General features: G+C 46.8%; 17 protein-coding genes. 9 read left to right on the plus strand and 8 right to left on the minus strand.

Annotated elements, in window-relative coordinates:
- Position 1 precedes the first annotated feature (1 nt).
- From mrdA to lipB, 7 genes are all read left to right on the plus strand, one after another.
- Positions 2 to 1,867 (plus strand): penicillin-binding protein 2, encoded by a 1,866-nt coding sequence (mrdA, locus tag ACOMG9_RS04455; protein ID WP_422132482.1) that lies wholly within the window; start codon positions 2 to 4, stop codon positions 1,865 to 1,867.
- Positions 1,864 to 3,012, plus strand: coding sequence for a rod shape-determining protein RodA (gene rodA, locus ACOMG9_RS04460; RefSeq protein WP_422132483.1), 1,149 nt, complete (start codon positions 1,864 to 1,866; stop codon positions 3,010 to 3,012). The genes mrdA and rodA overlap by 4 nt, the downstream gene beginning before the upstream one ends.
- Before the next feature lie 498 nt (positions 3,013 to 3,510).
- Positions 3,511 to 4,608, plus strand: a complete 1,098-nt coding sequence (gene mltB / locus ACOMG9_RS04465) for a lytic murein transglycosylase B (protein ID WP_422132484.1) — start codon at positions 3,511 to 3,513, stop codon at positions 4,606 to 4,608.
- A gap of 133 nt (positions 4,609 to 4,741) precedes the next feature.
- On the plus strand, positions 4,742 to 5,566 hold the full coding sequence (locus tag ACOMG9_RS04470; protein ID WP_448215945.1) for a septal ring lytic transglycosylase RlpA family protein: 825 nt from the start codon (positions 4,742 to 4,744) through the stop codon (positions 5,564 to 5,566).
- Between the two features lie 239 nt (positions 5,567 to 5,805).
- Entirely contained in the window at positions 5,806 to 6,954 is a 1,149-nt protein-coding gene (locus tag ACOMG9_RS04475) for a D-alanyl-D-alanine carboxypeptidase family protein (protein WP_448215946.1), read from the plus strand.
- 85 nt (positions 6,955 to 7,039) lie between these two features.
- The gene (locus tag ACOMG9_RS04480) at positions 7,040 to 7,306 is read left to right on the plus strand and encodes an HP0495 family protein (protein ID WP_422132487.1); all 267 of its coding nucleotides are present in this window, start codon (positions 7,040 to 7,042) and stop codon (positions 7,304 to 7,306) included.
- Positions 7,306 to 7,959, plus strand: a complete 654-nt coding sequence (lipB, locus tag ACOMG9_RS04485; protein WP_448215947.1) for a lipoyl(octanoyl) transferase LipB — start codon at positions 7,306 to 7,308, stop codon at positions 7,957 to 7,959. Before ACOMG9_RS04480 ends, lipB begins: the two co-directional genes overlap by 1 nt.
- A gap of 293 nt (positions 7,960 to 8,252) precedes the next feature.
- Here lipB and ACOMG9_RS04490 read toward each other — a convergent pair whose 3' ends face one another.
- A complete protein-coding gene (locus ACOMG9_RS04490) occupies positions 8,253 to 9,266 on the minus strand; it encodes an IS110 family RNA-guided transposase (protein ID WP_448215063.1) in 1,014 nt (337 codons plus the stop codon).
- Positions 9,267 to 9,750: 484 nt separating this feature from the next.
- On the opposite strand from ACOMG9_RS04490, the gene lipA reads away from it, so the two are divergent.
- On the plus strand, positions 9,751 to 10,770 hold the full coding sequence (gene lipA, locus ACOMG9_RS04495) for a lipoyl synthase (RefSeq protein ID WP_448218609.1): 1,020 nt from the start codon (positions 9,751 to 9,753) through the stop codon (positions 10,768 to 10,770).
- 219 nt (positions 10,771 to 10,989) lie between these two features.
- The gene (locus ACOMG9_RS04500; protein ID WP_494529850.1) at positions 10,990 to 12,834 is read left to right on the plus strand and encodes a hypothetical protein; all 1,845 of its coding nucleotides are present in this window, start codon (positions 10,990 to 10,992) and stop codon (positions 12,832 to 12,834) included.
- Positions 12,835 to 12,934: 100 nt separating this feature from the next.
- On the opposite strand, the gene ACOMG9_RS04505 is transcribed toward ACOMG9_RS04500, so the two are convergent.
- From ACOMG9_RS04505 to ACOMG9_RS04535, 7 genes are all read right to left on the minus strand, one after another.
- Entirely contained in the window at positions 12,935 to 13,525 is a 591-nt protein-coding gene (locus tag ACOMG9_RS04505; RefSeq protein WP_494529851.1) for an RING finger domain-containing protein, read from the minus strand.
- A 219-nt stretch (positions 13,526 to 13,744) separates the two neighbouring features.
- On the minus strand, positions 13,745 to 14,350 hold the full coding sequence (locus ACOMG9_RS04510; RefSeq protein WP_448215949.1) for an RING finger domain-containing protein: 606 nt from the start codon (positions 14,348 to 14,350) through the stop codon (positions 13,745 to 13,747).
- 154 nt (positions 14,351 to 14,504) lie between these two features.
- Positions 14,505 to 16,298, minus strand: a complete 1,794-nt coding sequence (locus ACOMG9_RS04515) for an F-box/WD repeat-containing protein (protein ID WP_494529852.1) — start codon at positions 16,296 to 16,298, stop codon at positions 14,505 to 14,507.
- 153 nt (positions 16,299 to 16,451) lie between these two features.
- Positions 16,452 to 18,239, minus strand: coding sequence for a WD40 repeat domain-containing protein (locus ACOMG9_RS04520; RefSeq protein ID WP_494529853.1), 1,788 nt, complete (start codon positions 18,237 to 18,239; stop codon positions 16,452 to 16,454).
- Positions 18,240 to 18,471: 232 nt separating this feature from the next.
- Positions 18,472 to 20,283, minus strand: coding sequence for a WD40 repeat domain-containing protein (locus ACOMG9_RS04525; protein WP_494529854.1), 1,812 nt, complete (start codon positions 20,281 to 20,283; stop codon positions 18,472 to 18,474).
- 296 nt (positions 20,284 to 20,579) lie between these two features.
- Complete coding sequence (locus tag ACOMG9_RS04530; RefSeq protein WP_448215953.1) at positions 20,580 to 22,409, minus strand: F-box/WD repeat-containing protein; 1,830 nt, start codon at positions 22,407 to 22,409, stop codon at positions 20,580 to 20,582.
- Between the two features lie 266 nt (positions 22,410 to 22,675).
- Entirely contained in the window at positions 22,676 to 24,463 is a 1,788-nt protein-coding gene (locus ACOMG9_RS04535; RefSeq protein ID WP_448215954.1) for a WD40 repeat domain-containing protein, read from the minus strand.
- Between the last annotated feature and the right edge of the window lie 439 nt (positions 24,464 to 24,902).

Raw genomic sequence — 24,902 nt, forward strand, 5'->3', positions numbered from 1 at the left:
GATGCCGGTGAATACCTTAAAGGACCACAAAGCAGAGCAACGGATTGTCAGCATTCGAGTCTGGTTAGCACTGGTCTTCACGATCCTTTTAGTCATGGTGCTGATTTCCAGACTTTTCTATCTGCAGGTGGTTCAATACGATGAACTGGCCACCCAGTCGGAAGAAAACCGTGTTCTTTTGCAGACAGTGCCTCCGGTTCGGGGACTGATCTATGACCGAAATAACCGATTGCTGGCAACCAACCGCTCCAGTCAGACACTGGCTATTGTTCGGGAGCGCGTAGAAGATCTTGATCAGCTGCTCGACGAGATTGCCCGGTTAATTACTGTTACCGAGACTGAGCGCAGTCGTTTCCTGCAGCAGATAAAACGACGCAGGCCTTTTGAATCGGTCCCCCTCAAATTTCGGCTGAACGACGAGCAGGTTGCGCTGATTGCTGTAAACCAGTTTCGCCTGCCGGGTGTCGAGATTAATGCCGAACTGGTTCGTGAATACCCTGAAAGCGACGCTTTCGCCCATAGTGTCGGTTATGTGGGGCGAATCAACGAGCGTGAGTTAAAAAACCTCGATCCGGCTCTCTATAACGGCACATACACTGTCGGTAAGATCGGTCTGGAACGTTTTTATGAGCCTGTACTCTTAGGTAAGCCGGGCTACCAGGAAGTTGAAGTCAATGCCCGTGGTCGGGTGACCAGGGTTCTGAACCGGGTTAATCCCATCCCTGGCAAAGATTTGCAGCTGTTTATTGATACCGATCTGCAAAATGCAGCTATTCAGGCAATGCAGGGAAGAAGGGGGTCCGTGGTGGCTCTGGATCCCAAAACTGGTGGTGTCATGGCTATGGTCAGTAATCCGGCGTTCGATCCCAATCTGTTTGTGACCGGAATCGATTACGCTACTTTCAATGATCTGAATACGGACATCGAAAAGCCGCTCTATAATCGTGCGACATTGGGTGAGTACCCGCCGGCTTCCACGATCAAGCCTCTGGTAGCTCTGGGTCTGCTGGACAATAACGTGGTGGATAAGAATGACAAAATCTATGACAAAGGTTGGTTCCAACTTCCGGGCAGTGAGCACCGTTTCCGTAACTGGAACCGTAAGGGTGACGGCTGGATTGATCTGAATCGGGCAATCCTGCGTTCCAACGATACTTTTTTCTACAAGGTGGCTGAAAAAATGGGGATTGACCGTCTCCATGATTTTCTCAGCCAGTTCGGGATGGGGCGCAGTAGCGGTATTGACATTCATGAAGAAAGAGCAGGTTTGCTGCCTTCAACAGAGTGGAAACAAGGCGCTTATGGTCAGCCCTGGTATCCCGGGGAAACGGTGATTGCCATCATTGGCCAGGGCTACATGCTGACGACTCCCATGCAATTAGCAGAACTGGTTACCCTGATTGCCAACCGGGGGAAACATGTTGAGCCTCGTCTGGTGAAAGAAGACATTCCGGAATTGCAAAGCCCCGAATGGGGGGACGACATTGAGCTGGATGACCAGCATTGGGGGTTGGTCATCAATGCTATGGAAAAAGTGGTCAGTTACAATCGGGGCACGGCTTACTGGCGAATTGGTCGTGGCCTGAAGTATCGAATGGCAGGAAAAACAGGTACTGCCCAAGTGGTCAGTATTCCTCAGGGTGAAGAATATGATGCTGAGAAACTCAAGGAATTCGAGCGGGACCATAGTCTTTTTGTGGCCTTTGCGCCTGTTGAAGATCCCCAGATAGCGATGGCTGTGGTATTGGAGAACAATAATGGTGCTGCCAACATAGCCCGGGAGGTGATGGACTTTTATCTCCTTCCCAAACTCGCCAGGGCCGAACAGGAGAAAACCAGTGCTGAAAACAAGGGGACCGCACAATGACCGGCCAGGATTTTGTTCGTCAGCTGAATGAAGGACAGGGCTTTCACAGGGCACCGGACTGGTCAGAGCGTCTGCATATCGACTTTATGCTGACAGGGTTTGTGGTCATTGTTTGTGGAGCCGGTCTGTTCGTTCTATACAGTGCCAGTGGACAGGATATGAGCATTGTTATTCGACAGGCCGTCTATATGCTCATTGGTTTTGTTGGAATGATCATCATTGCCCAGGTTTCACCCCGACTGCTGATGCGGTTGTCACCATGGATATATGTTGGCGGTGTCATTCTCTTGGTCGCTGTGCTGTTTCTGGGCATTCATTCCAAGGGCGCACAGCGTTGGATTCAATTGCCTTTCATACGGTTTCAGCCCTCAGAAATCATCAAGCTGATTATGCCGATTGTGGTGGCGAGTTATCTTTCGAAACGACAGTTGCCACCTTCTCTAAAAGATATTGCGCTGGTACTGATTCTGATTGGTATTCCGGTCGTGTTGATTGCCAGGCAGCCCGACCTGGGGACCTCCCTGCTGATTGGTGCTTCAGGTCTGTTTATATTATTGCTGGCCGGGTTGAGGAAACGGCTGATTTTTTCTGCCATTATGCTGGCTGTTCCTTCTGTTTGGGGCTTCTGGCACTTTGTCATGCTCAATTATCAGAAGCAGCGGGTATTAACCTTTCTCAATCCCCAGAGTGATCCCTGGGGTGCGGGCTGGAATATTATCCAGTCAAAAATTGCCATAGGATCGGGTGGGCTATACGGCAAGGGCTGGCTTTTGGGAACTCAGTCGCATCTGGATTTTCTGCCGGAAAGTCATACTGATTTTATTATTGCAGTGCTGGCAGAAGAGTTCGGCCTGATGGGATGTCTGGTTCTTCTGGCATTATACGCACTGATTATTGGTCGAGGCCTGTTTATAACGCTCAAGGCTCAGACTCTGTTTGGCAGACTGCTCGCAGGTAGTATTACACTGACGTTTTTTGTCTACATCTTCGTTAATATTGGTATGGTGAGCGGCCTGCTCCCCGTGGTCGGGGTACCTCTGCCTCTGGTCAGCCGGGGAGGGACCTCGCTGGCTACTCTGATGGCTGGCTTTGGTCTGTTGATGTCGATACACACTCATAAAACATTTCTGGGGCAAAGTCGATAATCACAGAGAAAGCTTTTTTCCATAAGTTATGCCAGTTGTGCTTTCTAACTCCCGTGATGAGCATGGAGATTGTTATGCAGGCTTGCTGGCTCTGTTTTACGTTAGATGCTGTTTGCATGAGCTATAATGAGAATCGACCCGTTTTTCGTAGGGTCTGGAATGTTCGTCATGCGACCACTTCAGTCTAAGGGCATCCTGCGGGCAATGACTATTGCCGGTCAGGTCAATGTCCTTCACAAAACTCTTTCTCCCTTATCAGACTCTGACAGGCAGGAAGACTCTCCGGTGAGTCCCTGCCGCAGGGAGCGGTATCTTAAGATCCTTTCAATCTCACGGGAGAGTTCCTTATATCGGTTTTTCTGCACTGAGAAAACGACATTTAACTTAAACTGCGCCGGTATGCTAGTTGTCTCTTCATGACTGCTGTAGAGTAGAGGTTATCCCGTATGAAGTTATATCAGCTAACGACATTCACTTGAGTAGTAGCAGGGAGGGTTTATGGCCTTAAGAATGGTAAAAGAATTTTTAGGACTGCCGACATTTCGACTCATGACGGCGGGCATATTATTCAGCGGCTGTCTTCTTTCAGGATCGGTAACGGCCGGTGCTGAAAAGGTGGTCGATAATCAGCCTGACTATGCACTTCAACCGGAGGTGAAGGCGTTCATTGATGATCTGGTGAAGAACGAACAGTTTTCCCGTAAGGAACTGCAAGACATTCTGGGTAAGGCAAACAAGTCTGAAAGAGTGCTTGAGTTGATCAGCAGACCTGCCGAGAAACGTCTGGAGTGGAAAGACTACCGGAAAATTTTCATGACCCCGGAGCGAGTAGACCTTGGCGTGGACTTCTGGGAGGCTCACGAGAAAACACTCTCAAGAGTTGAAAAAGAGTATGGTGTGCCTGCAGATGTTATAGTCGCCATTATCGGAGTAGAGACATACTATGGTCGACAGACCGGTGGGTTTAAGGTTCTTGATGCTCTTTCTACCCTGAGTTTTGATTACCCTCCGCGAAGCAAGTTTTTCACACAGCAGCTGAAGGAGTTTCTGATTCTGACCCGTGAGCAGGAGCTGGATGCTTCAGACCTGACCGGCTCTTATGCCGGAGCCATGGGTATACCCCAGTTTATGCCCTCCAGTTACAGGGCTTATGCAGTAGATTATACCGGAGATGGTCAGTCCAACATCTGGAAGCATGAAGAAGATGCAATTGCCAGCGTTGCTAACTATCTCCGGGAAAACGGCTGGAAAGTTGGCAAGCCTATTGTCAGTAAAGCTAAGGTTACCGGAACCAAATATGAGAAAGCTGTGTCTGATTCGGTCAGACCGCAAAAAACTCTAAAGCAGCTTGAAGGTTCTGGCTGGCATCCTGAAGCTCTTTTACCAGAGACCGCCAAGGCAGCTGCTATCAAGCTTGAAGGTGACAAGGGGCCGGAGTACTGGCTGGGGATGCATAATTTTTATGTCATCACGACTTATAACCGCAGCAAGCTTTATGCAATGGCGGTTTATCAGCTAGCAAGTGATGTAAAAACAGGCTATATAACATCAGCGTCAAAGTCTGCGAAGACATTAGCAGGAAAGCAGTCTGAATAGTCTGATCCTCCCGGTTCATCAGTGAAGGTACCGTTTTTATGCCCGAGTCATAAAAACGGTATTCTTTTTTGCCTCGCGGGTATTCATTCAGGCTCCTGATCTCAGGCAGAATAACGTAAAAGCACCCTATTTTATGAAATCGATAATCAGAGCAAGATCTATAGCAGGAAGCCTTCTGGGACTCACCTTTCTCCTCTTAAACGGTTGTGTCACCGTTGAGGACGGGCCTCCCACCGAGAAAAGGGATGTCAGTCAGATTCCTGATGCGATTCCTGTCACCCATGATGGTCAGTTCAAGGATTCTTCCTATGAACTCAATGATGTGACCTATACCCCTATGAAGAGTGCCAAAGGCTATCAGGAAAAGGGCAAGGCCTCATGGTATGGCACCAAGTTTCATGGCAAGCAGACGGCTAACGGTGAAGTTTACGATCTCTACGGTATGACTGCGGCACACAAGACTTTGCCCCTGCCTTCCTATGTCAAGGTCACTAACAGTCACAATGGCAAGTCGGTTGTACTTCGGGTCAATGATCGCGGACCATTCCACGGCGATCGGATTATAGACCTCTCTTATGCTGCTGCCGTTAAGCTGGGGTTCGCCAAGAAAGGAGTGACTGATGTGTTGGTAGAGGGGATAGATGTCAGGTCTCTTGCTGCCGCCAAAGGCAATGAAGCGGTTAGCGGGAGCGGTAATAATCAACTGCTCTTTGTACAACTGGCTGCGCTGAAGAATTATCACTATGCCCAGATATTGCGTCGACAGGTGGCTGAGACCATAGGCAGTGATATCAGAGTGGTGAAAGGGGAAGAGGAGCCTGATCCTTTTTACCGTGTCAGGATTGGGCCGGTGCAAACGATTGAGCATCTTGAAGAACTGCTTGAGAAGCTGGATGAAGGCGATTTTGACGTGCCTTACCTGATTTATGAAGAGGTTACTGAGGCTTCCGGGAAGTAGTTTGAGTCAGTCTTTTTAGTCGGCCAGACCGATATGCCAGCGTGACCTGACAGACTTTCACTGATCAGGCAATGAGCACATTACATTCTATTTTCAATGCTTCTCTTAAACTCCTTAGTCGGTAACATTATAATGGCCGACAACTGTGAATTTCAGAGCTAATTTCTATAATGATCAAACGATTAAATCCTGTCCGAGCCAACCATGAGCGATTGAAAAGGTTAGCCGGATGGGTGTCCATGCTATTTATTCTGGCGACCGGCGCTGCTCGTGCTGAAGTCGCTGCCCTGATTCCTGCGGCACCCAAGATTGCTGCCAACAGTTTTATATTGATGGATGCCGACAGCGGTGAGATCCTGGCCTCCGAGAATGCGGATGACCCTGTTCACCCTGCCAGCCTGACCAAAATGATGACTGCTTACATTGCCGAGGTTGAGCTGGCGTCAGGCAATATTCATCGTGATGATGAAGTGCTGATCAGCGAAAAAGCCTGGAAAATGGGCGGCTCAACCATGTTCATTGAGGTGGGTGAGCGGGTTCCGGTACAGGAGCTGTTGAAAGGTATTATTATCGTCTCCGGTAACGACGCCAGTGTCGCCATCGCTGAACATGTTGCCGGCAGTGAAGACGCCTTTGCCGAGCTGATGAACAGTACCGCCGAGCGACTGGGGATGATTAACTCCAATTTTGTCAATGCATCGGGCTGGCCTGCGCCTGATCACTATTCCTCTGCAAGGGATCTTGCGATACTGTCTCGTCATATCGTCAAGGATTACCCTGAGTATTACGAGCTTTATGCTGAGAAGTATTATCAATACGGTACCAACAAAAAAACCGGTAAGCCATTGCGTCGTCAGCCTAACCGAAACCGTCTGTTATGGACTAACCCTAATGTTGATGGTCTGAAAACAGGGCACATTGAGGCCAGTGGTTTTGGTCTGGCAGCTACCGCAAAGCGCGATGGGCGTCGTCTGATTACTGTTATTCTGGGTGCCAGAGGTGAGAAGCAGCGTGCTGCGGAGGCACAGAAACTGCTGACCTATGGTTTCCGTTTCTTCGAAAATGTTGATGTTAAAAAAGGTGGCGTAACCCTTGAAACTGTGAAGGTCTGGAAAGGCACACAAGATCAGGTAGACGTCGCCATCGACAAGGATCTGATTGTCACAGTGCCCAGGCATACGGGTAAGAAGCTGAAAGCGACTCTGAATATTGATCCAATTGTTGAAGCCCCTGTTGAAGCTGGCCAGCAGCTGGGTACACTGAAAGTGACTATCGATGATGAAATTATCAAAGAAGTCCCTCTCAGAGCAGAGACTGCGATAGAGCGTGGTGGCTTCTTCAAACGTCTGTGGGATAGTATCGTGCTGTTCTTTAAAGGACTGTCCTGAACATTCAGTGGCAGCAGTGAGTGAAATGCCCGTACCTTCAGGCTCGCAGAATCTGAAGGTATTTCATTTATCATCAGTGTAAAAAATGACCGATCAAGAAGCGCCAAAAATTGAATTTCCCTGCGATTACGAGATCCGTATTGTGGGTAATGCCGCTGTCGATTTTCAGAAGGTTGTCTGCGCTATCGTCAAGCAGCATGCACCGGATTACGATGGCAACTTCCGGCTGAAAGAGAGTCGAACTGGCAAATACACCTCGGTTATGGTGACTATTCGGGCCACCGGAGAATCTCAGCTGAAAGCGATCTTCGAAGATTTGAAAGCGACCGGCCGGGTGCAAATGGTACTTTGATGAAACTGAACATCCGCTACTTGGGCAGGCAGCCTTATGAGCCAGTATTCGAGGCCATGAAAGCATTCTCCGAACAGAGAGATGAGCAGACGGTTGATGAGTTCTGGTTTGTCGAGCACGACCCTGTCTTTACTCAGGGTCAGGCCGGCAAGCCAGAACATGTTCTGGCACCCGGAGATATTCCTGTGCTCCAGGTGGACCGTGGAGGTCAGGTCACTTATCACGGTCCGGGTCAGCTGGTGGTCTACTTGCTGATGGATGTTCGCCGCTCAGGCAGTGGTCCCAGGCAGGTGGTGTCAGCTATTGAGAGGGCCATCATCAAAGTACTGTCAAGCTATGGTATAGAATCCTGTGCCAGACCTGACGCTCCTGGCGTTTACATTGATGGAGCAAAAATTGCCGCCCTGGGGCTGCGATTCAGGCAGATGAAAAGTTATCATGGACTGAGTTTCAATCTGGATATGGATCTGGAGCCGTTTACCCGTATCAACCCCTGCGGTTACAAGGATCTGCAGGTCGCCCAGCTCAGGGAATTTCAAAATCCTGTGCAATGGAATGAAGTGAGCAATCGCTTACTTGAGTGCCTTATGGAGGAACTTGGGTATAATGAGGCTCAGACAGTAAAGGAAGCAACAGAGTTTGATCTGGCTTAGGAGCCTTATATGGTCCGCCCCGTTTTGCAAGAGCCTGTTTTGTTAATTAGCAAACAAAGATAACTGCAATCATATATACGGCCTATTCATGAGGTCTAACCCTCTGGCCCTGATGGGTATCCGCGCAACCTGGCCTTATCAGTCCGACGGCCTCAAGGGTCAAGGCTCCTATCAGGTTTCAGGTTGCCGGTTTTTACCTGTTTGCCATCAACTGTACATGCTCATCGCAATCTGCGGGGGGGTCCCCTTTGATTAAGCTTATGCTTTACTTTGCCGCTGCCGCCTTTACTTCATTATGCAGCCTTGTAAACTTCATTTCGGGTCATGATGACCCAGACAATCCGAGCCATTTTATTAGCCAGACCAACGGCGGCAACGTTGTGATTGCTGCGCTCATTAAGTTGGCTAACCCATTTTTTACAGCGGTCATCCTTATTTTTGAGGCAGTGGAGTACCGAACGTGCGCCGTGTATCAATAATGTGCGCAGGTATTTATCACCCCGTTTACTGATGCCCAGCAGGACTGACTTACCGCCTGTGGAATGCTGTCTTGGAACTAATCCCATCCATGCGGCAAGGTGTCGACCAGATTTAAAATACGTCGCATCACCAATGGCTGCCTTCAATGCTGTGGCAGTGATGGCTCCGATACCCGGCATAGTCATCATTCGACGACATTCGTCGTCGTTTTTTGCTAGCTCCTGAATTTTCTGGTCATACTGTTGAATACGCTTGTCAAGACTGGCCAACTCTTCTGATAAACCATGTAGCAGCTCACGAGTCAGCGAATGGAGTCCATTTTCAGCATCTTCCAGAATTCGTGGAAGCTGTGCACGAACTTTACCAATACCCTGGGCAACTACAATACCTTCTTCCAATAGTGACCCCCGGATCTGGTTAACCAGGGCAGTTCTCTGATCAACCGCTTGTTGACGATAGCGGTGCAGAAGTTGCCAGGCCTGCTGCTCTGATGTTTTAACAGGTACAAAACGCATGCTGGGCCGTGAAGCTGCTTCTGCAATCGCTTCAGCATCGTTGTAGTCATTTTTGTTGGTCTTGACATAAGGCTTGACAAATTGAGGTGAAATCAGCTTGACAGTATGCTCATAGTTCTTGAATAACCGAGCCAAATAGTGAGCACCACCACAAGCTTCCATAGCGATAATGCATGGCTCCAGATTTGCCACGTACTCTAGAAGGTTCTTCCTGGACGACTTCTTTCTGATGACTTTGCTACCCTGCTCATCAACACCAAACAGGTGAAAGTTGTTCTTGCCAATATCGATACCAAGTACTGAAATAGTCATGGGTGGTTCGCTCCGGTTAATCCTGTTTAAATGGTTAACTCCATTTTGGCTCATTTGAAGCCGTTTAGGAGGGGCGGACCATCCCATTAGTCTTCAATTCAAGAGAGTGAGCGGCTTTACCAGTTTCGCCGTAAAGCCTCGCCCAATGCGGGCGGGGATATAAGGCGGGAACGCGTAGAGCGTTCCGGTTGAGTGTTTGTAGGTAAACTGCTACCTTTTGTCCTGTCTCTTGTAGACCTACCGTCGGGCAGACGGGATGTTAAGTCTGTGGAGTTTGTGTGAGACTTGGGGAGCATGGGGCTAGGCGCCCCCGTTGATTCGCCATCGTAAAAGCTCCCACTGTGGAACTTTTATGCGATAACCAAGCCTGTTCCCTGAGCAACGAACTATGAAACAGAAACGTTCTTGAGCGATCAAGAACCCTCGCCCGATAGGGCGGGGAGTGTCAGAAACCGGTACAACCGACCAACATGACTGGGACTCTATGACCGATAACAACCTGATTCCAACCGTCCAGATTCCGGCTGTTACTATTCAGAGTGGCGAGAAGTTCGTCAATGAAAAAGGCATTACCGCCATCAAGAATGGCATCAAAGCCAGCAATCGCTCCGATGAAGCAGTTCAGCCTTTTATGCGCAAGCCGGAGTGGTTGAGAATCAAGCCCAGTTACGGCAGTAAGTTCAAAGAAGTCCAGGGGACGGTTCATGAGCACAAGCTGAGTACCGTTTGTGAAGAAGCCATGTGCCCCAACATTAATGAATGCTGGAGTTCCGGTACCGCTACTATCATGCTGATGGGCGATGTCTGTACCCGTGCCTGTCGCTTCTGTGCGGTGAATACTGGTAACCCCAAAGGCTGGCTGGATAAAGATGAGCCAGACCATACGGCCAACAGCGTAAAATTAATGAACCTGAAATACCTGGTTCTGACCTCTGTTAACCGTGATGATCTGGAAGATGGCGGTGCCGGTCACTATGCCGCCGTCGTAAAACGCGTAAAGGAAGTCAATCCTGAAACCGACGTTGAAGCACTGACACCGGATTTTCTCGGTATCCTGGCGGATGTGGAAACAGTGGTCGACAGTGGTATTGCCGTTTTTGCTCAAAATGTTGAAACCGTTAAACGACTGACACATCCTGTTCGTGACCCGCGTGCCAGCTACGAGCAGACGCTCAATGTTCTGGCCCACTCCAAAAAATATCGTCCAGACGTACTCACTAAAACCAGTCTGATGCTGGGTCTGGGTGAAACCGAGGAAGAGATAATTGAGACAATGGATGATCTCAGGGCCATTGATTGCGATATCCTGACCCTGGGGCAGTACCTTCAGCCCACCAAAAACCATTTACCCATTGAGCGTTACGTGACCCCTCAAGAGTTTGAGAAATATCGTCAGTGGGGCCTGGAAAGAGGTTTTGTTGAAGTCGTAGCCGGTGCCCTGGTACGTTCGAGCTATCGTGCTGAGCAGGTGTTGCAGAAGAATAATGTCGGTCTGGGCTCATGAGTGACAGCAAATAATCACTTATTCATTTCCTGGTTCAGTGATTTTCAACGTGCTATCGCCACGGATGGTCAACACGTTATCGAATGAGCGTAAAACCCCAAGATGGGTATTCTTCCGTTTCATTGGATAATGTGGTTCGTGTGAACCGTCGATTTCGATTAATCTCAAAACACAATGATGCACTACGCTAGGTTCCCTATAGACGTCTCACAAGGAACCATGGAAATGATTAATTTTCGGCGTTGTTTTGCTTTTTTAATCCCTCCTCTATTTCTCTTAGAGACTCTTAACCTGCAAGCTCAGATCACCACTCAATCTACAACCGCTGTTCCTACAACCTCTATTCCTGCCCCCCCGCTAACGGTACTATGCGATTCTCTTAAAGGTCAGACGACAGGGGTTCAGGAGCGGCTAAACGATTATAGAGACCTTTTTAGCGGACGACAGTGCATTGTTCTCAGTACCAACTCTTCAGAGAATTTAGGTAAGTTTATAAATGAGGTTCCAAAGAACACCGTTATATTGCTCTCTTCCGAAACTGCTTCTGGCGCAACGCTTTCTCCATCCGTTATTACCCCCTCATCAGGTAAAATTCAGGTTGTATATCTAATTGACAGTAAAATAGTTTTGAACGATGGTCAGGACATCATCGGGGCTCCAAATGAAGGTTACGAAATCGTCATCTCGCCTGATGAAAGTTATACAGATTCATATATGATCACGCTCGGGTCCCTTAAGTACTTTAGTTTCGATGAAACAATGGACAGCCGTATAAGACACATTACTTTCCAGCCAACTGCACCTAATGGCCGCAATCCAATTGGTACTATTATTACAGCACGTTGTATTAACCGGAGACTGTTTGTAGAAGACAACGTATTCAATCTCAATTGCCAGAACGGAGTTAGAATTGATTGCAGACTTCCTCTGGATGCATCTGTCGATTTTAGGCACCAGGGTCCGAGCCTGAGTTTTGACAATAACATGGTGACTGGTTATACCATCGAATCACGGCGCCGCGACTGTATTCCCAATGGAGGGCTATTTGTTAAACTTCCCGCCATCAATAAACGGTTCATGGCGATCGGTGTTTACGGGAACAAATTCCAGCGCAAGATGGGGTGGGTGGCTGAGTTACATATTGGACCGGGAAGCAGTATCGATATCTCTGGAAACGAGATCGACATTGACAATACAGGTGAAATTGTGTTCAAAACTGTGTCGCCGGGATATAAAAAAGAACAGTTTGGTTTCTCTCTTGTCGGTCATTCGGATACCAATGAAGAACCTCCTTTTTATGCACTCACGCGCAATCAGATCCGGGTAAAAAATACAGCTTTAGATATCAAAGGAATCGTTAAGCTTGCCCTTGCTTGCAACCACTTTCAGGCAGTCAAACTCTGGCGACAAGAGCAGCATGAATACAGCATTAAAAGCGCAGATACACTCCTTTGGGCATATAATTGCGAAAGCTTCGTGAATCCAGGCAATGCAACTACCGGCCCACTCACATTTTCCCAGCATGTGAATATCGCATTGAATACCTGGGCACCCATCGAGAATTCTAGAACCAGTGCTTTAAGTGGACTGACCAACTTCGAGGGGCAATTCTTCTTTAACTCATCAGACTGCCTGTATTTCCCGACACCCATCGAGAATTCCACAGCCGTTGCTTTAGTTGGAATGGCCAACTTCGAGGGTCAATTCTACTTTAACTCATCAGCCTGCCCGACAGTCTATTCGTCCTCTGTTACTCCTTCCGGGCAGGCCTCCACTTCATCAGCAGGTGTCATGACGACTTTGTTGGATGCCATGACCAGTCTGACAGTCAATTCGTCCTCTGTTTCTCCTTTTGACAATACATCCACTTCATCAGCAGGTACAAAAGTCATGACAACTATGTTGGGTGCTATGACCGACCTGACAGTCGATTCGTCCGCTGTTGCTCCTTTTAACCAGTCCTCGATTTCATCAGAGGGAACCAAAGTCACGAGTACTTTGTTGGATGTCATGACCAGTCTGACCCTGATTTTGGGCCTATACCTGAACATCCCTCCGGCTTAAAAAGGCTGTCGAAAAAGTGCTCTGCTTTGCTCGCTACTTTTGCAACAAGCTCAGCCTGGTGAGGGGTTTGCGTGAATTGAAAATCAATATTCCAGGAGCCTTATGGATCCAGATGAGAACTAATACCGGACCAAACTCCGCAAACGTATGCACCAGTAGCAAAACCAGCAAAATGAGAAGCAGAAAGGTAGCCATAAATTGCAAAAGCTATAGGACAACCGGCAACGCCAATAACCGCACCCGTAAACGCGAAAAGTTTTAAGTCAGCCAGGCTATTTGCCGCTCCAAAAACAGATCCAGTTGCAATGGCTGTACTTACACCAGCAGCCAGGGCAGACTCAACATCACCAGTCTCAAGGTCAATAATGCCGGAGGCACCAATAAAGATTGCCGAAGTGATAGCAGAGCTAGCAGCACAAATAAAAACATCAGTAGCAATTTGAGAAACTTTTCTGATTACCCGTTCATGCAATGAACGAGTAGGAGGCATACTCTCAAGGATAAATGACGGCACTTCAGACCTACAAATAGGACATTTCTTAGATCGGTCAAACCATTGAGCAATGCATTTTCTTCCAAAGACATGAGTCTCATGACACGGGAGAACTACTTTATCATGACATCGAAGATCTTCATTATCATTTTCATTAAAAGACTCGAAACAGATTTGACATACATCCGCAACATTCATCGAAAATAAACACCATCTCTGTTCAAATATCTGGACACCCATCGAGAATTCCACATCCAGTGCTTTAAGTGGACTGACCAACTTCGAGGGTCAATTCTACTTTAACTAATCAATCTGCCTGACAGTCAATTCGTCTTCTGGAGCCTGACCTCCACTTCATCAGCGGTTATAAAAGTCATGACGACTTTGTTGGGTGTCATGACCAGTCTTCGCGTTTCTTTATGGGTGTAGATTAGTTAAGGGCCAAGTTCCGCCAACGAGTGCACCAACAGTAAAACCAGCAAAATGAGAAGCAGCAAGGTAGCTATAACTTCCAAAAGCTACAGGACAACAGGCAAAGCCAATAGCCGCACCTGCCAACCCGAAAGGTCTTAAGTCAGCCAAGCTATTTCCCGCTCCAAAAGCAGATCCAGTTACAATAGCTGTACTTACACCAGCAGCCAAAGCAGAGTCAACAGCAACAGTCCCAGCCAAACCAGTGCCGAGGCTAATAGCGCCGAAGGCACCAATAAAGGTTGCTGCAGTAAGAGCAGAGCTAGCAGCACTAATAAAAGTATAATTAGCAATTTGAGAAATTTTTCTGATAACCCGTTCATGCAATGGACGAGCAGGAGGCATATTCTCAAGAATAAATGACGGCTCTTCAAATCTACAAATAGGACATTTCTTAGATTGGTCAAACCATTGAGCAATGCATTTTCTTCCAAAGACATGAGTCTCATGACACGAGAGAAATACTTTATCATGACATCGAAGATTTTCAGTATCATTTTCATTAAAAGTCCCGAAACAGATTTGACATACATCCGTAACATTCATCTTCATAAAATAAACTCCATTTTTGTTGATTGGTTAATGATTAGATAAAAAACCGGGAGAAAAGTTCACCAAATTTTATGACCTATCCTGTGACAAGCTATTATTTACCTGCGGTTGACAGAGATATTCAAAAGTTGATTCAGCAAGTTAGAGCAAACGATCAGTCCTTCATTGATAGTTCAGTGATTTTTGCCGTGTCATCGTCATGGATGGTCAACACATGGCCATCGGCGCTAAAGATGGCTGTCCTGATCCCTTCGCGATGAGAAATGGCGGCTTTTATTTTCCATGATCCATCGCTTACCAGGCCACAAATTTTCACCGTTTTATGGTTACCGGCAGCGACCAGATGGCGGTCATCGAGGCTAAAGGTTGCTAATATGACATCACCATAGGCATGTGAAATAATGGCTTTTTCTTCCCAGGATCCATTGTCCTTATGGCCATATATTTTTACCTTGCTATCTTCACCTCTGGTGATCACATGGCGGCCATCGACGCTAAAGGTTGCTGATATAATTTTCAAATAGTGGGAGATGATCATTTTTTCTTCCCACGATCCATCGTCCTTCTGGCCATAGATTTTTGCCACTCTGTCTATACTGCGGGTGACCACAGAGCGGCTATCGGAGTTGAAGGTGGCTGAGAAGACCCAATCATCGTGGTAAATAGTGGCTTTTTCTTCCCATGATCCATCGTCCTTCTTGCTGTAGATTATCGCTCTGCGATCGTCACTGGAGGTCACCAAGTGGCGGTTATCGGCGCTGAATGTCGCTGAGTTGATGTCTTTATTATGGGAAATGATGGCTTTTTCTTCCCATGAACCATCGGCCTTGAGGCCATAGATTTTCACCTTGTGATCGATACTGCGGGTCACCACATGGCGATCATCGTCGCTGAAGGCGGCGGATTGGACCCATTTATCATGGGAAATAATGGCTTTTTCTATCCATGAACCGTCGTTCTTCTTGCTATAGATTTTCGCCTTGCCATCAAAACTGGCGGTCACAACATGGCTGCCATCGGTGCTGAAGGTGGCTGATTGGAGCGATTTATCATGGGAAATAGTGACTTCTTTTACCCATGAGCCATCGTCCTTCTTGCCATAAATTTTCGCCTTGTTATTTTTAGTGGTGATCACTACAAAGCGGCCATCGGTGCTGAAGCTGGCTGAGCAGAGCGAGTCGTCGTGGGAAATAGTCACTTCTTCCCATGATCGTTCGTCCTTCTGGCCATAAATTATCGCCTTGTCATCTCTATAGACAGCCACCACATAGCGGCCATCGGCACTGAAGGTGACCGATTTGAAACAGTAATCATGGAAGATAGTGCCTTTCTCTTCCCATGATCCATCGCTCTCCTGGCCATAGATTTTCCATGTTCCGGAGTCACAGGCGATCACCAGGTGGCGTCCATCGTCGCTGAAGGTAGCTGAGTTCTCTCGACTGCTACAGGGGATGCTCGCTTTAGTCTCTAATTTAAATGCCTTACATTGACACATCAGTTTAGTGAGAGTGGAAAAAAACAGAGCAGGAAAATAAATACTCGCCTGGCGATCCATGATTGACTTAACTAATGCCTCATCCTTTGTAAAACGCTGCAACCATTTCTGGAGTTCATCTTTATCTTTTGTAGTGACAATTTTCTTTAGTCGAGCCTGGTGTGATGAAGCCAACCGGCGATAACATGCCCTTGCCATTGCATCATCATTTTTGAGCCTGTTGTTAATGGATGAATTTACCCGTGTTAACAGGGCAATATCACGAGCCTGCAAATAAGTAAAAATTTTGGATTGTATATCCTCGGGTAAATCGAGCAATAATGAAAACTCATTCTTGTCACGTGCAATGACGTTCCTGCCCATAGTGGTACAACTTGGTCTATCTGATGGTGGTTGACCTGGTTTTGATGAGGGTGGAGTACTTCTAACGTAATTGTTATTCAGGCAATCCATAGTTTGTTTTCCATCGTTGTTATTTATCCCTGATTGGCGAGGATATTCACAATTGATTCTGCAGCTTAGAGTCGGTTTTAGTAGGAAAGTTCACAGGATTGATCTAATCGTTACCAATAAGAAAACAGGACTTTGTTTTGGGAAAATGATCAGTCATTCATCCATCCATAGCTCACTGATTTTTGCCATGTTATTGCCATGGATGGTCAACACATGACCTTCGGCGCTAAAGATGGCTCGTCTGATCCCTCTGCGATGATAAATGGTGGCTTTTTTTTGCCATGGTCCATCGCTTACCTGGCCATAAATTTTCGCCATTTTATCGCTACCAACAGTGACCAAATGGCGGCCATCGACGCTCAAGTTTGCTGATATGACATCATCGTGGGTAATGATAGCTTTTTCTGCCCAGGAGCCATTGTCCTGATGGCCATAGATTTTCACTTTGCTATCTCCACCGCGGGTGATCAAATGGCGGCTATCGAAGGTAAAGGTTGCTGAACAAATATACAAATAATGGGGGATTGTCGTTTTTTCTTCCCATAAGCCATCGTCTTTCAGACCATAGATTTTCGCCTTTTTATCTTTACTGTGGGTGACCACAGAGCGGCTATCAGGGCTGAAGGTGGCTGACCAGACACAATCATCATGGTTAATAGTGGCTTTTTCTTCCCATGATCCATCGTCCTTCTTGCCAAAGATGATCGCCCTGCCATCCTTACTGGCGGTGACCACACAGCGGCTATTGGGGCTGAAGCTGGCTGAACAGACTCCATCATCATGATAAATGATGGCTTTTTCTTCCCATGAACCATCGGCCTCCAGGCCATGGATTTTCACCTCGTTATCGGCACTGCGTGTCACCACATGGCGGCCATCGGCGCTGAAGGTGGCTGAGTCGACCCGGTTATCATGGAAAATAATGGCTTTTTCTGCCCATGACCCATCGTTCTGCTTGCCATAGATTTTCGCTCTGCCATCAAAACTGGCGGTCATCACATAGTGGCCATCGGCGCTAAAGGTGACTGAGCTTAAAAAATTATTGTGGCGAATGATGGCTTTTTCTAACCATGACCCATCGGTTAACCGGCCATAAATTGTTGCCTTGCCATCTTTACTGGCGGTCACTGCATAGTGACCATCGGCGCTGAAGGTGGCTAAGCGTAACGAATCGTCGTTGGAAATAGTTTCTTCTTCCCATGATTGTTCGTTCTTCTTGCCATAAATTTTCGCCTTGCCAACTATGGTGGTGGTCACTACATAGCGGCCATCGGCACTGAAGGTGGCAGATCTTACATAGTCATCATGGGAGATAGTGCCTTTTGCTTCCCATGATCCATTGCTCTCCTGACCATAGATTTTCCATGTTTTAAAGTCACAGGCGATCACTAAGTGGCGGCCATCGTCACTGAAGATAGCTGAGTTCTGTTGACTGCTACAGCGGATGTTGGCTTTAGTCTCTAATTTAAATGCCTTACATTGACACATCAGTTTAGTGAGAGTGGAAAAAAACAGAGCAGGAAAATAAATACTCGCCTGGCGATCCATGATTGACTTAACTAATGCCTCATCCTTTGTAAAACGCTTTAACCATTTCTGGAGTTCATCTTTATCTTTTGTAGCGACAATTGTCTCTAGTCGAGCCTGGTGTGATGAAGCCAACCGGCGATACCACGCCCTTGCCATTGCAGCATCATTTATGAGCCTGTTGTTAATGTCTGAATTTGCCCGTGTTAATTGGGTAATGTCATGAGCCCGCAAACAGGTGAAAATTTTGGATTGTATTCCCGGGGGCAAATCGAGCAATAATGAAAACTCATTCTTGTCACGTACAAAGACGTTCCTGCCCATAGTGGTACCAGTTGGTGTATTTGATGGAGGTTGAACTGATGTTGATGAGCGTGGAGCAGTTTCAGGGGAATTGTTATTTATGCAATCCATAGTTCGTTTTCCATCGTTGTTATTTATCCCTGATTGGCAAGAGTATTCAAAATTGATTCTGCAGCTTAGACTCGGTTTTAGTAGGAAAGTTCACACTATTGATCTAATCCTCAGTGGGGTCTGGAAAGAGGGTTTGTTGAATTCCTGGCGGGTGCTCTGGTGCGCTCAAGTTATCCTGCTGAGCGTTGCAGAAGAATAATGCAGATCTTGGCTAATGAGTGACAGCAAACAATTAGTCATTCATCTGTAGTTCAGTGATTTTCAACGTTCCATCACCATGGATGGTCAACACATGGCCGTCTGTGCTGAAGGTGGCTGATTCGATGGAACTATGATGGGAAATGATGGCTTTTTGTTCCCAGGTCCCATCACTCTGTCGGCCATAAATTATCGCAGTGCCATCTCTACTGGCGGTGATCACATGTTGGCTATCGGGGCTGAAGGTGGCTGAAAAGATCCAATCATTATGGTCAATGGCGTCTTTTTCTTCCCATGATCCATCGTCCTTTTTGCCGTAAATTATCGCTATGCCATCGTCACTGGAGGTCACCAAATAGCGGCTATCAGGGCTGAATGTGGCTGAGTTGACCGTATCATCATGGGAAAAGATGGCTTTTTCTTCCCATGAACCATCGTCCTCCAGGCCATAGATTGTCACAATGTGATCGTCACTGATCGTCCTCACATGGCGACCATCGGGGCTGAAGATGGCTGACCTGACACAATCGTCATGGGGAATAATAGCTTTCTCTATCCAGGATCCATCGTTATTCTTGCCATAGATTTTTGCATTGCCATCAAAGCTGGCGGTCACCACATAGCGGCCATTGGTGCTGAAGGTGGCCGATGCTACTAAATTATCATGGGTAATGATGGCTTTTTCTGTCCACAAGCCATCGTCCCCCTGGCCATAAATTTTTGCCGTGCCATCTCCACTGGCGGTCACCACGTAGCGGCCATCGGTGCTGAAGGTGGCTGATTTGACCCATTTATTATGGGAAATAATGGTTTTTTCTTCCCATGATCCTTCGTCTGTCTTGCCATAGATTTTCGCCTTGCCGTCTCCACCGGCGGTCACTACATAGCAACTATCGACGCTGAAGCTGGTTGAGCAGACCCATTCATCATGAGAAATAGTGGCTTTTTCTTTCCATGATCCTTCGTCATTCTTGCCATAGATTTTCGCCTTGCCGTCTTTACTCCAACTCGCGACATAGCAGCTGTCCGGGCTGAAGGTGGCTGAATTGACCCAGTTATCATGGGAAATAGTGGCTTTTTCTTCCCATGATTGTTCGTCCTTCTGGCCATAAATTTTCGTCTTGAAATCGTCAGCAGCGGTTACTACATGGCGGCCATCGGCACTGAAGGTGACCGAACTGAGACGGTTATCATGACAGATAGTGCCTTTTGCTTCCCATGATCCATCGCTCTTCTGGCCATAGATTTCCACCGTTTTACAATCCCTGACGCTCACCAGATGGCGACCATCGGTACTGAAGGTAGCTGAGCCGGTCTCGCCATAACAGGGGATCTCGCTATAACAGGGAAGGGTGGCTTTTGTCTCTAATGCAAATGTTTTACATTGAGTCATCAGTTTTGTGAGAGTGAAATAGAATAGGACAGGAAAGTGAATACTCGCCTGGTGATCCATGATTGACTTAACCAGTGCTTCATCCTTTGTAAAACGCTTTAACCATTTCTGAAGTGCATCTTTATCTTTTGCAGCGACAATTGTCTTTAGTAGAGTCTGGTGTGATGAAGCAAAATGGCGATACCATGCCTTTGCCATTGCAGCATCATTTTTGAGCCCGTTGTTAGTTTGTGAATTTGCCCGTGTTAATTGGGTAATATCATGAGCGCGCAAATAGGTGAAAATTCTGGATTGTACTTCCGGGGGCAAATCGAGCAATAATGAAAACTCACTCTTGTCACGTACAATGACGTTCTTGCCCATAGTGGTACCACTTGATGTATCTGACGGAGGTTGACCTGATGCTGATGAGGGTGGAGTAATATCACAGGAATTTTTATTTATGCAATCCATTGTTCGTTTCTCTTTCTCCGTAGATAGTGTTTAACCTTGAATAGCGAGGATATTTAATATTGATTCTGTGATTTTGACTCGGTTTTAGTATTAAAGTTCACTATCTATCTCTGAACATGCAATGTGAAGTTTGATTTAAAAATCGGGACTACTGAAATGTGAGTTTTTCTAAGATATCAGCAGGCATTAGCCGCACAAAGCAAGATCGAAGCTAATCAGAAATTTTGGTATGGCCAACGAAATCTTCCACCTGATGCACCTTCGGTACACGGCTGAATGGAACAGCGAACCATCATTCATTCATTCATACTTAGTTCAGTGATATTCGCCGCATGATTGTAGATCAACACCAGGGCATTGGCGGTGGGGTTGGATGTTCGGTCGATGGTCAATACCAGGCCATCGTTGCTGAAGGTGGATAACAGGACAGTACCTTGATGTGAAAGGGTGGCTTTTTCTACCCATGATCCATCGCAGTTCTGACCATAAATTTTCGCCTTGCCATCGAAACCGGCAGTAACCACATGGCGGCCATCGACGCTAAAGGTGGCTGATCTAATACTATCGCCATGGGAGATGATGGCTTTTTCTTGCCATGTTCCATCGTACTTCAGACCGTAGATTTTCAACGTGTGATCTTCACTGCGGGTGATCACATGGCGGCTATCAGCGCTGAAGTTAGCTGATACGATCCAGTGTTCATGAGAAATGATGGCTTCTTCTTCCCATGAACCATTGTCTTTCTGGCCATAGATTTTCGCCTTGCCATCGAAACTGCCAGTCAACACATGGCGGCTATCGGGGCTGAAGGTGGCTGAGTTGACCCATTTATCATGGGAAATAGTGGCTTTTACTTCCCATGATCCATTGTCAGTCAGGCCATGGATTCTCACCTTGTGATCGCTACTGGCAGTCAATATGAAGCCGTCATTGGCGCTGAAGGCTGCTGAGTAGAACCAGCTGTTATAGAAAATAGTGGCTTTTTCTTCCCATGACCCATCATCCAGGCCATAGATTTTCACCTTTTTATCTCCGGAGCGGGTGAACACGTAGCGGCCACTTGCGCTGAAGTCAGCAGAGTGGACCTGGTCATCGTGAGAAATAATGACTTCTTCTGCCCATGACCCATCGTCCCTCAGACCATAGATTTTCGCCTTGCCATCTTCACTGGCCGTCACTAGATAGCGATTGTCGGCACTGAAGGTGGCTGAGTTGACCCAGTGACCATGGGAAATAGTCGCTTTTTCTTCCCATGATCCATCGTCCTTCTGGCCATAAATTTTCGCCTTCTTATCGTAACTGGCGGTCGCTACATAGCAATTGTCGGCGCTAAAGGCGGCTGATTTGATAAAGCGATGATGGATAATAGTCGCTTTTTCTTCCCATAATCCATCGTCATTCTTGCCACAGATTATCGCCTTGTAATCGTTATTGACGGTCAACAGGTAGCGACAATTGGCGCTGAAGGTGGACGATATGACGTAGTCATCATGGGAGATAGTGCCTTTTGGTTGCCATGACCCATCGTCCTTTTGGCTGAAGATTTTCATCCATGTGTCGTCAGTATGAGCCAATACATGGCGGCCATCGGCGCTGATGACAGCTGATTTTAACCCACCATCACAGATGAGGCTGGCTTTTGTCTCTAATTTAAATGTTTTACATTGAGACATCAGATTAGTGAGGCTGAAAAAGAACAGAGCAGGAAAATAAATACTCGCCTGGCGATCCATGATTGACTTCACTAATGCCTCATCCTTTGTAAAGCGCTGCAACCATTTCTGGAGTTCATCTTTATCTTTTGCAGTGACGATTGTCTTTAGTAGAGCCTGATGTGATGAAGCAAACCGGCGATACCACGCCCTTGCCATTGTGGCATCATTTTTGAGCCTGTTGTTAATGGATGAATTTGTCTGTGTTAAATGGGCAACATCACGAGCCTGTAAATAAGTAAAAATTTTGGATTGCATATGCTCGGGTAAATCGAGCAATAATGAAAACTCATTGTCATCACGTACAATGACGTCCTTGCCCATAATGGTACCCATTGGGGTCACTGATGGCGGTTGTTCAGGTGTTGATGAGGATGGCGCACTTCTAAAGGATTTGTTATCTATGCGATCCATTGTGTGTTTTCCATAGTTGTTATTTATCCCTGATTGGCAAGGGTATTCAAAATTGATTCTGCAGCTTAGAGTCGGTTTTAGTAGGAAAGTTCACACTATTGATCTAATCGTAACGAACAGAAAATCAGGACTTTGATCCGGAAAAATGATCAATCAGTAGAAAGTGGGTTTCTGTCTTTCAGCAGGTGCAGAATGGCCTTCCGGGTCAATAGCTGTAATCCACCAAAAACCATTTATCCATTGAACTAACAAGTGATAGCAAACCATCAATCATTCATACTCAGTTCAGTGATGTTAGTCTTGAAATCGATGGTTAAGACAAGTCCATCGGCGCTGAAGGTGGCTGATTGGACAGTACTTTGATGGGAAATGGTGGCTTTTTCTTGCCATGATCCATCGCAGTTCTGACCATAAACTTTCGCCTTTTGATCGAAACTGGCAGTGACCACATGGCGGCCATCGATGCTAAAGGTTGCTGATCTGATATCCCTGCCATGGGAGATGATGGCTTTTTCTTGCCATGATCCATCGTTCTTCAGGCCGTAGATTTTCACCTTGTTATCTTCACTGAGGGTGATCACATGGCGGCTATCAGCGCTGAAGTTAGCTGATACGATCCAGTGTTCATGAGAAATGATGGTTTTTTCTTCCCATGATCCATTGTCTTTCTGGCCATAGATTTTCGCCTTGCCATCGTGACTGCCAGTCAACACATGACGGCTATCCGGGCTGAAGGTGGCTGAGTTGACCCGGTAATCATGGGAAATAGTTGCTTTTACTTCCCATGATCCATTGTCAGTCAGGTCATGGATTCTGACCTTGTGATCGCAACTGGCAGTCAATATATAGCGGTCATTGGCGCTGATGGCTGCTGAGCGGAAGTGGCAATCATGGAAAATAGTGGCTTTTTCTTCCCATAACCCATCGGCCTTCAGGCCATAGATTTTCAGCTTTTTATCTCTGCCGTTGGTGAACACATAGCGGCCACTTGCGCTGAAGGTAACCGAGAGGACTCGGTCGTCATGGGAAATAATGGTTTTTTCTGTCCATGACCCATCGTCCTCCCGGCCATAAATTTTCGCCTTGCCATCTTTACTGGCAGTCACTACATAGCGGCTATCGGCGCTGAAGGTTGCCGAATCGACGTGACAATCGTGATGAATGATGGCTTTTTCTACCCATGATCCATCGTCAATCAGGCCATAAATTTTCGCCTTATGATCGAAACTGGCGGTCACTACGTAGCGATTGTCGGCACTGAAGGTGGCTGAGTTGACCCAGTTATCATGGGTAATAGTCGCTTTTTCTTCCCATGATCCATCGTCCTTCTTGCCATAGATTTTCGCCTCGCCATCTTTACCGGCGGTCACCATGAAGCGGCTATCAGCGCTGAAGGTGAAGGATCGGATATGGTCATCATGGGAGATAGTGCTTTTTCGTTGCCATGAACCATCGTCCTTTTGGCCGAAGATTCTCAAAGTGCTCTTCTCAACTTCTCTTATCACCAGATGGTCGCCATCGGGGCTGAAGGCAGCTGAGTTCATCCCATGACTAAGGAGGCTGGCTTTTGTCTCTAATTTAAATGTTTTACATTGAGACATCAGATTAGTGAGACTGAAAAAGAACAGAGCGGGAAAGTGAATACTGGCTTGGCGATCCATGACTGACTCCACCAATGCTTCATCCTTTGTAAAACGCTTTAACCATTTCTGGAGTTCATCTTTATCTTTTGTGGTGACGATTGTTTTTAGTAGAGTCTGGTGTGATGAGGCAAACCGGCGATACCACGCCCTTGCCATTGCAGCATCATTTTTGAGCCTGTTGTTAATGCATGAATTTGCCCGTGTTAAATGGGCAATATCACGAGCCTGCAAATAAGTAAAAATTTTGGATTGCATATCCTCAGGTAGATCGAGCAATAATGAAAACTCATTCTTGTCACGTTCAATGACGTTCTTGCCCATAATGGTACCCATTGGTGCAACTGATGGAGGTTGTTCAAGTGTCGATGAGGTTGGCGTGCTTCCAAGGGATTTGTTATCTATGTGATCCATTGTTCGTTTTCCATAGTTGTTATTTATCCCTGGTTGGCAAGGGTATTCAAAATTGATTCTGCAGCTTAGAGTTGGTTTTAGTAGGAAAGTTCACATAAGTACTCAACCATACGAAATCATATTTTCTGACTTCTTGTTCAGGCACTCGCGGCAACTGCTCCTGCGTTGCTCTAGCTCCTGCATCCATGCAGTCGTGATGCGTTGCAACTCTGGTCATATAGCTTGCTATGTTCCCGTCTTGTTCACAGATTTGTTAATCGCACTGACTTCAATGTTATGAACTTACGTTCCAAAACCGACTCAAAACTATTGAATCAATTTTAAATATTCTTGCTAGGAGCCTTATATGGTCCGCCCCGTTTTGCAAGAGCCTGTTTTGTTAATTAGCAAACAAAGATAACTGCAATCATATATACGGCCTATTCATGAGGTCTAACCC

The organism is Endozoicomonas sp. PH6C, from assembly GCF_059322965.1.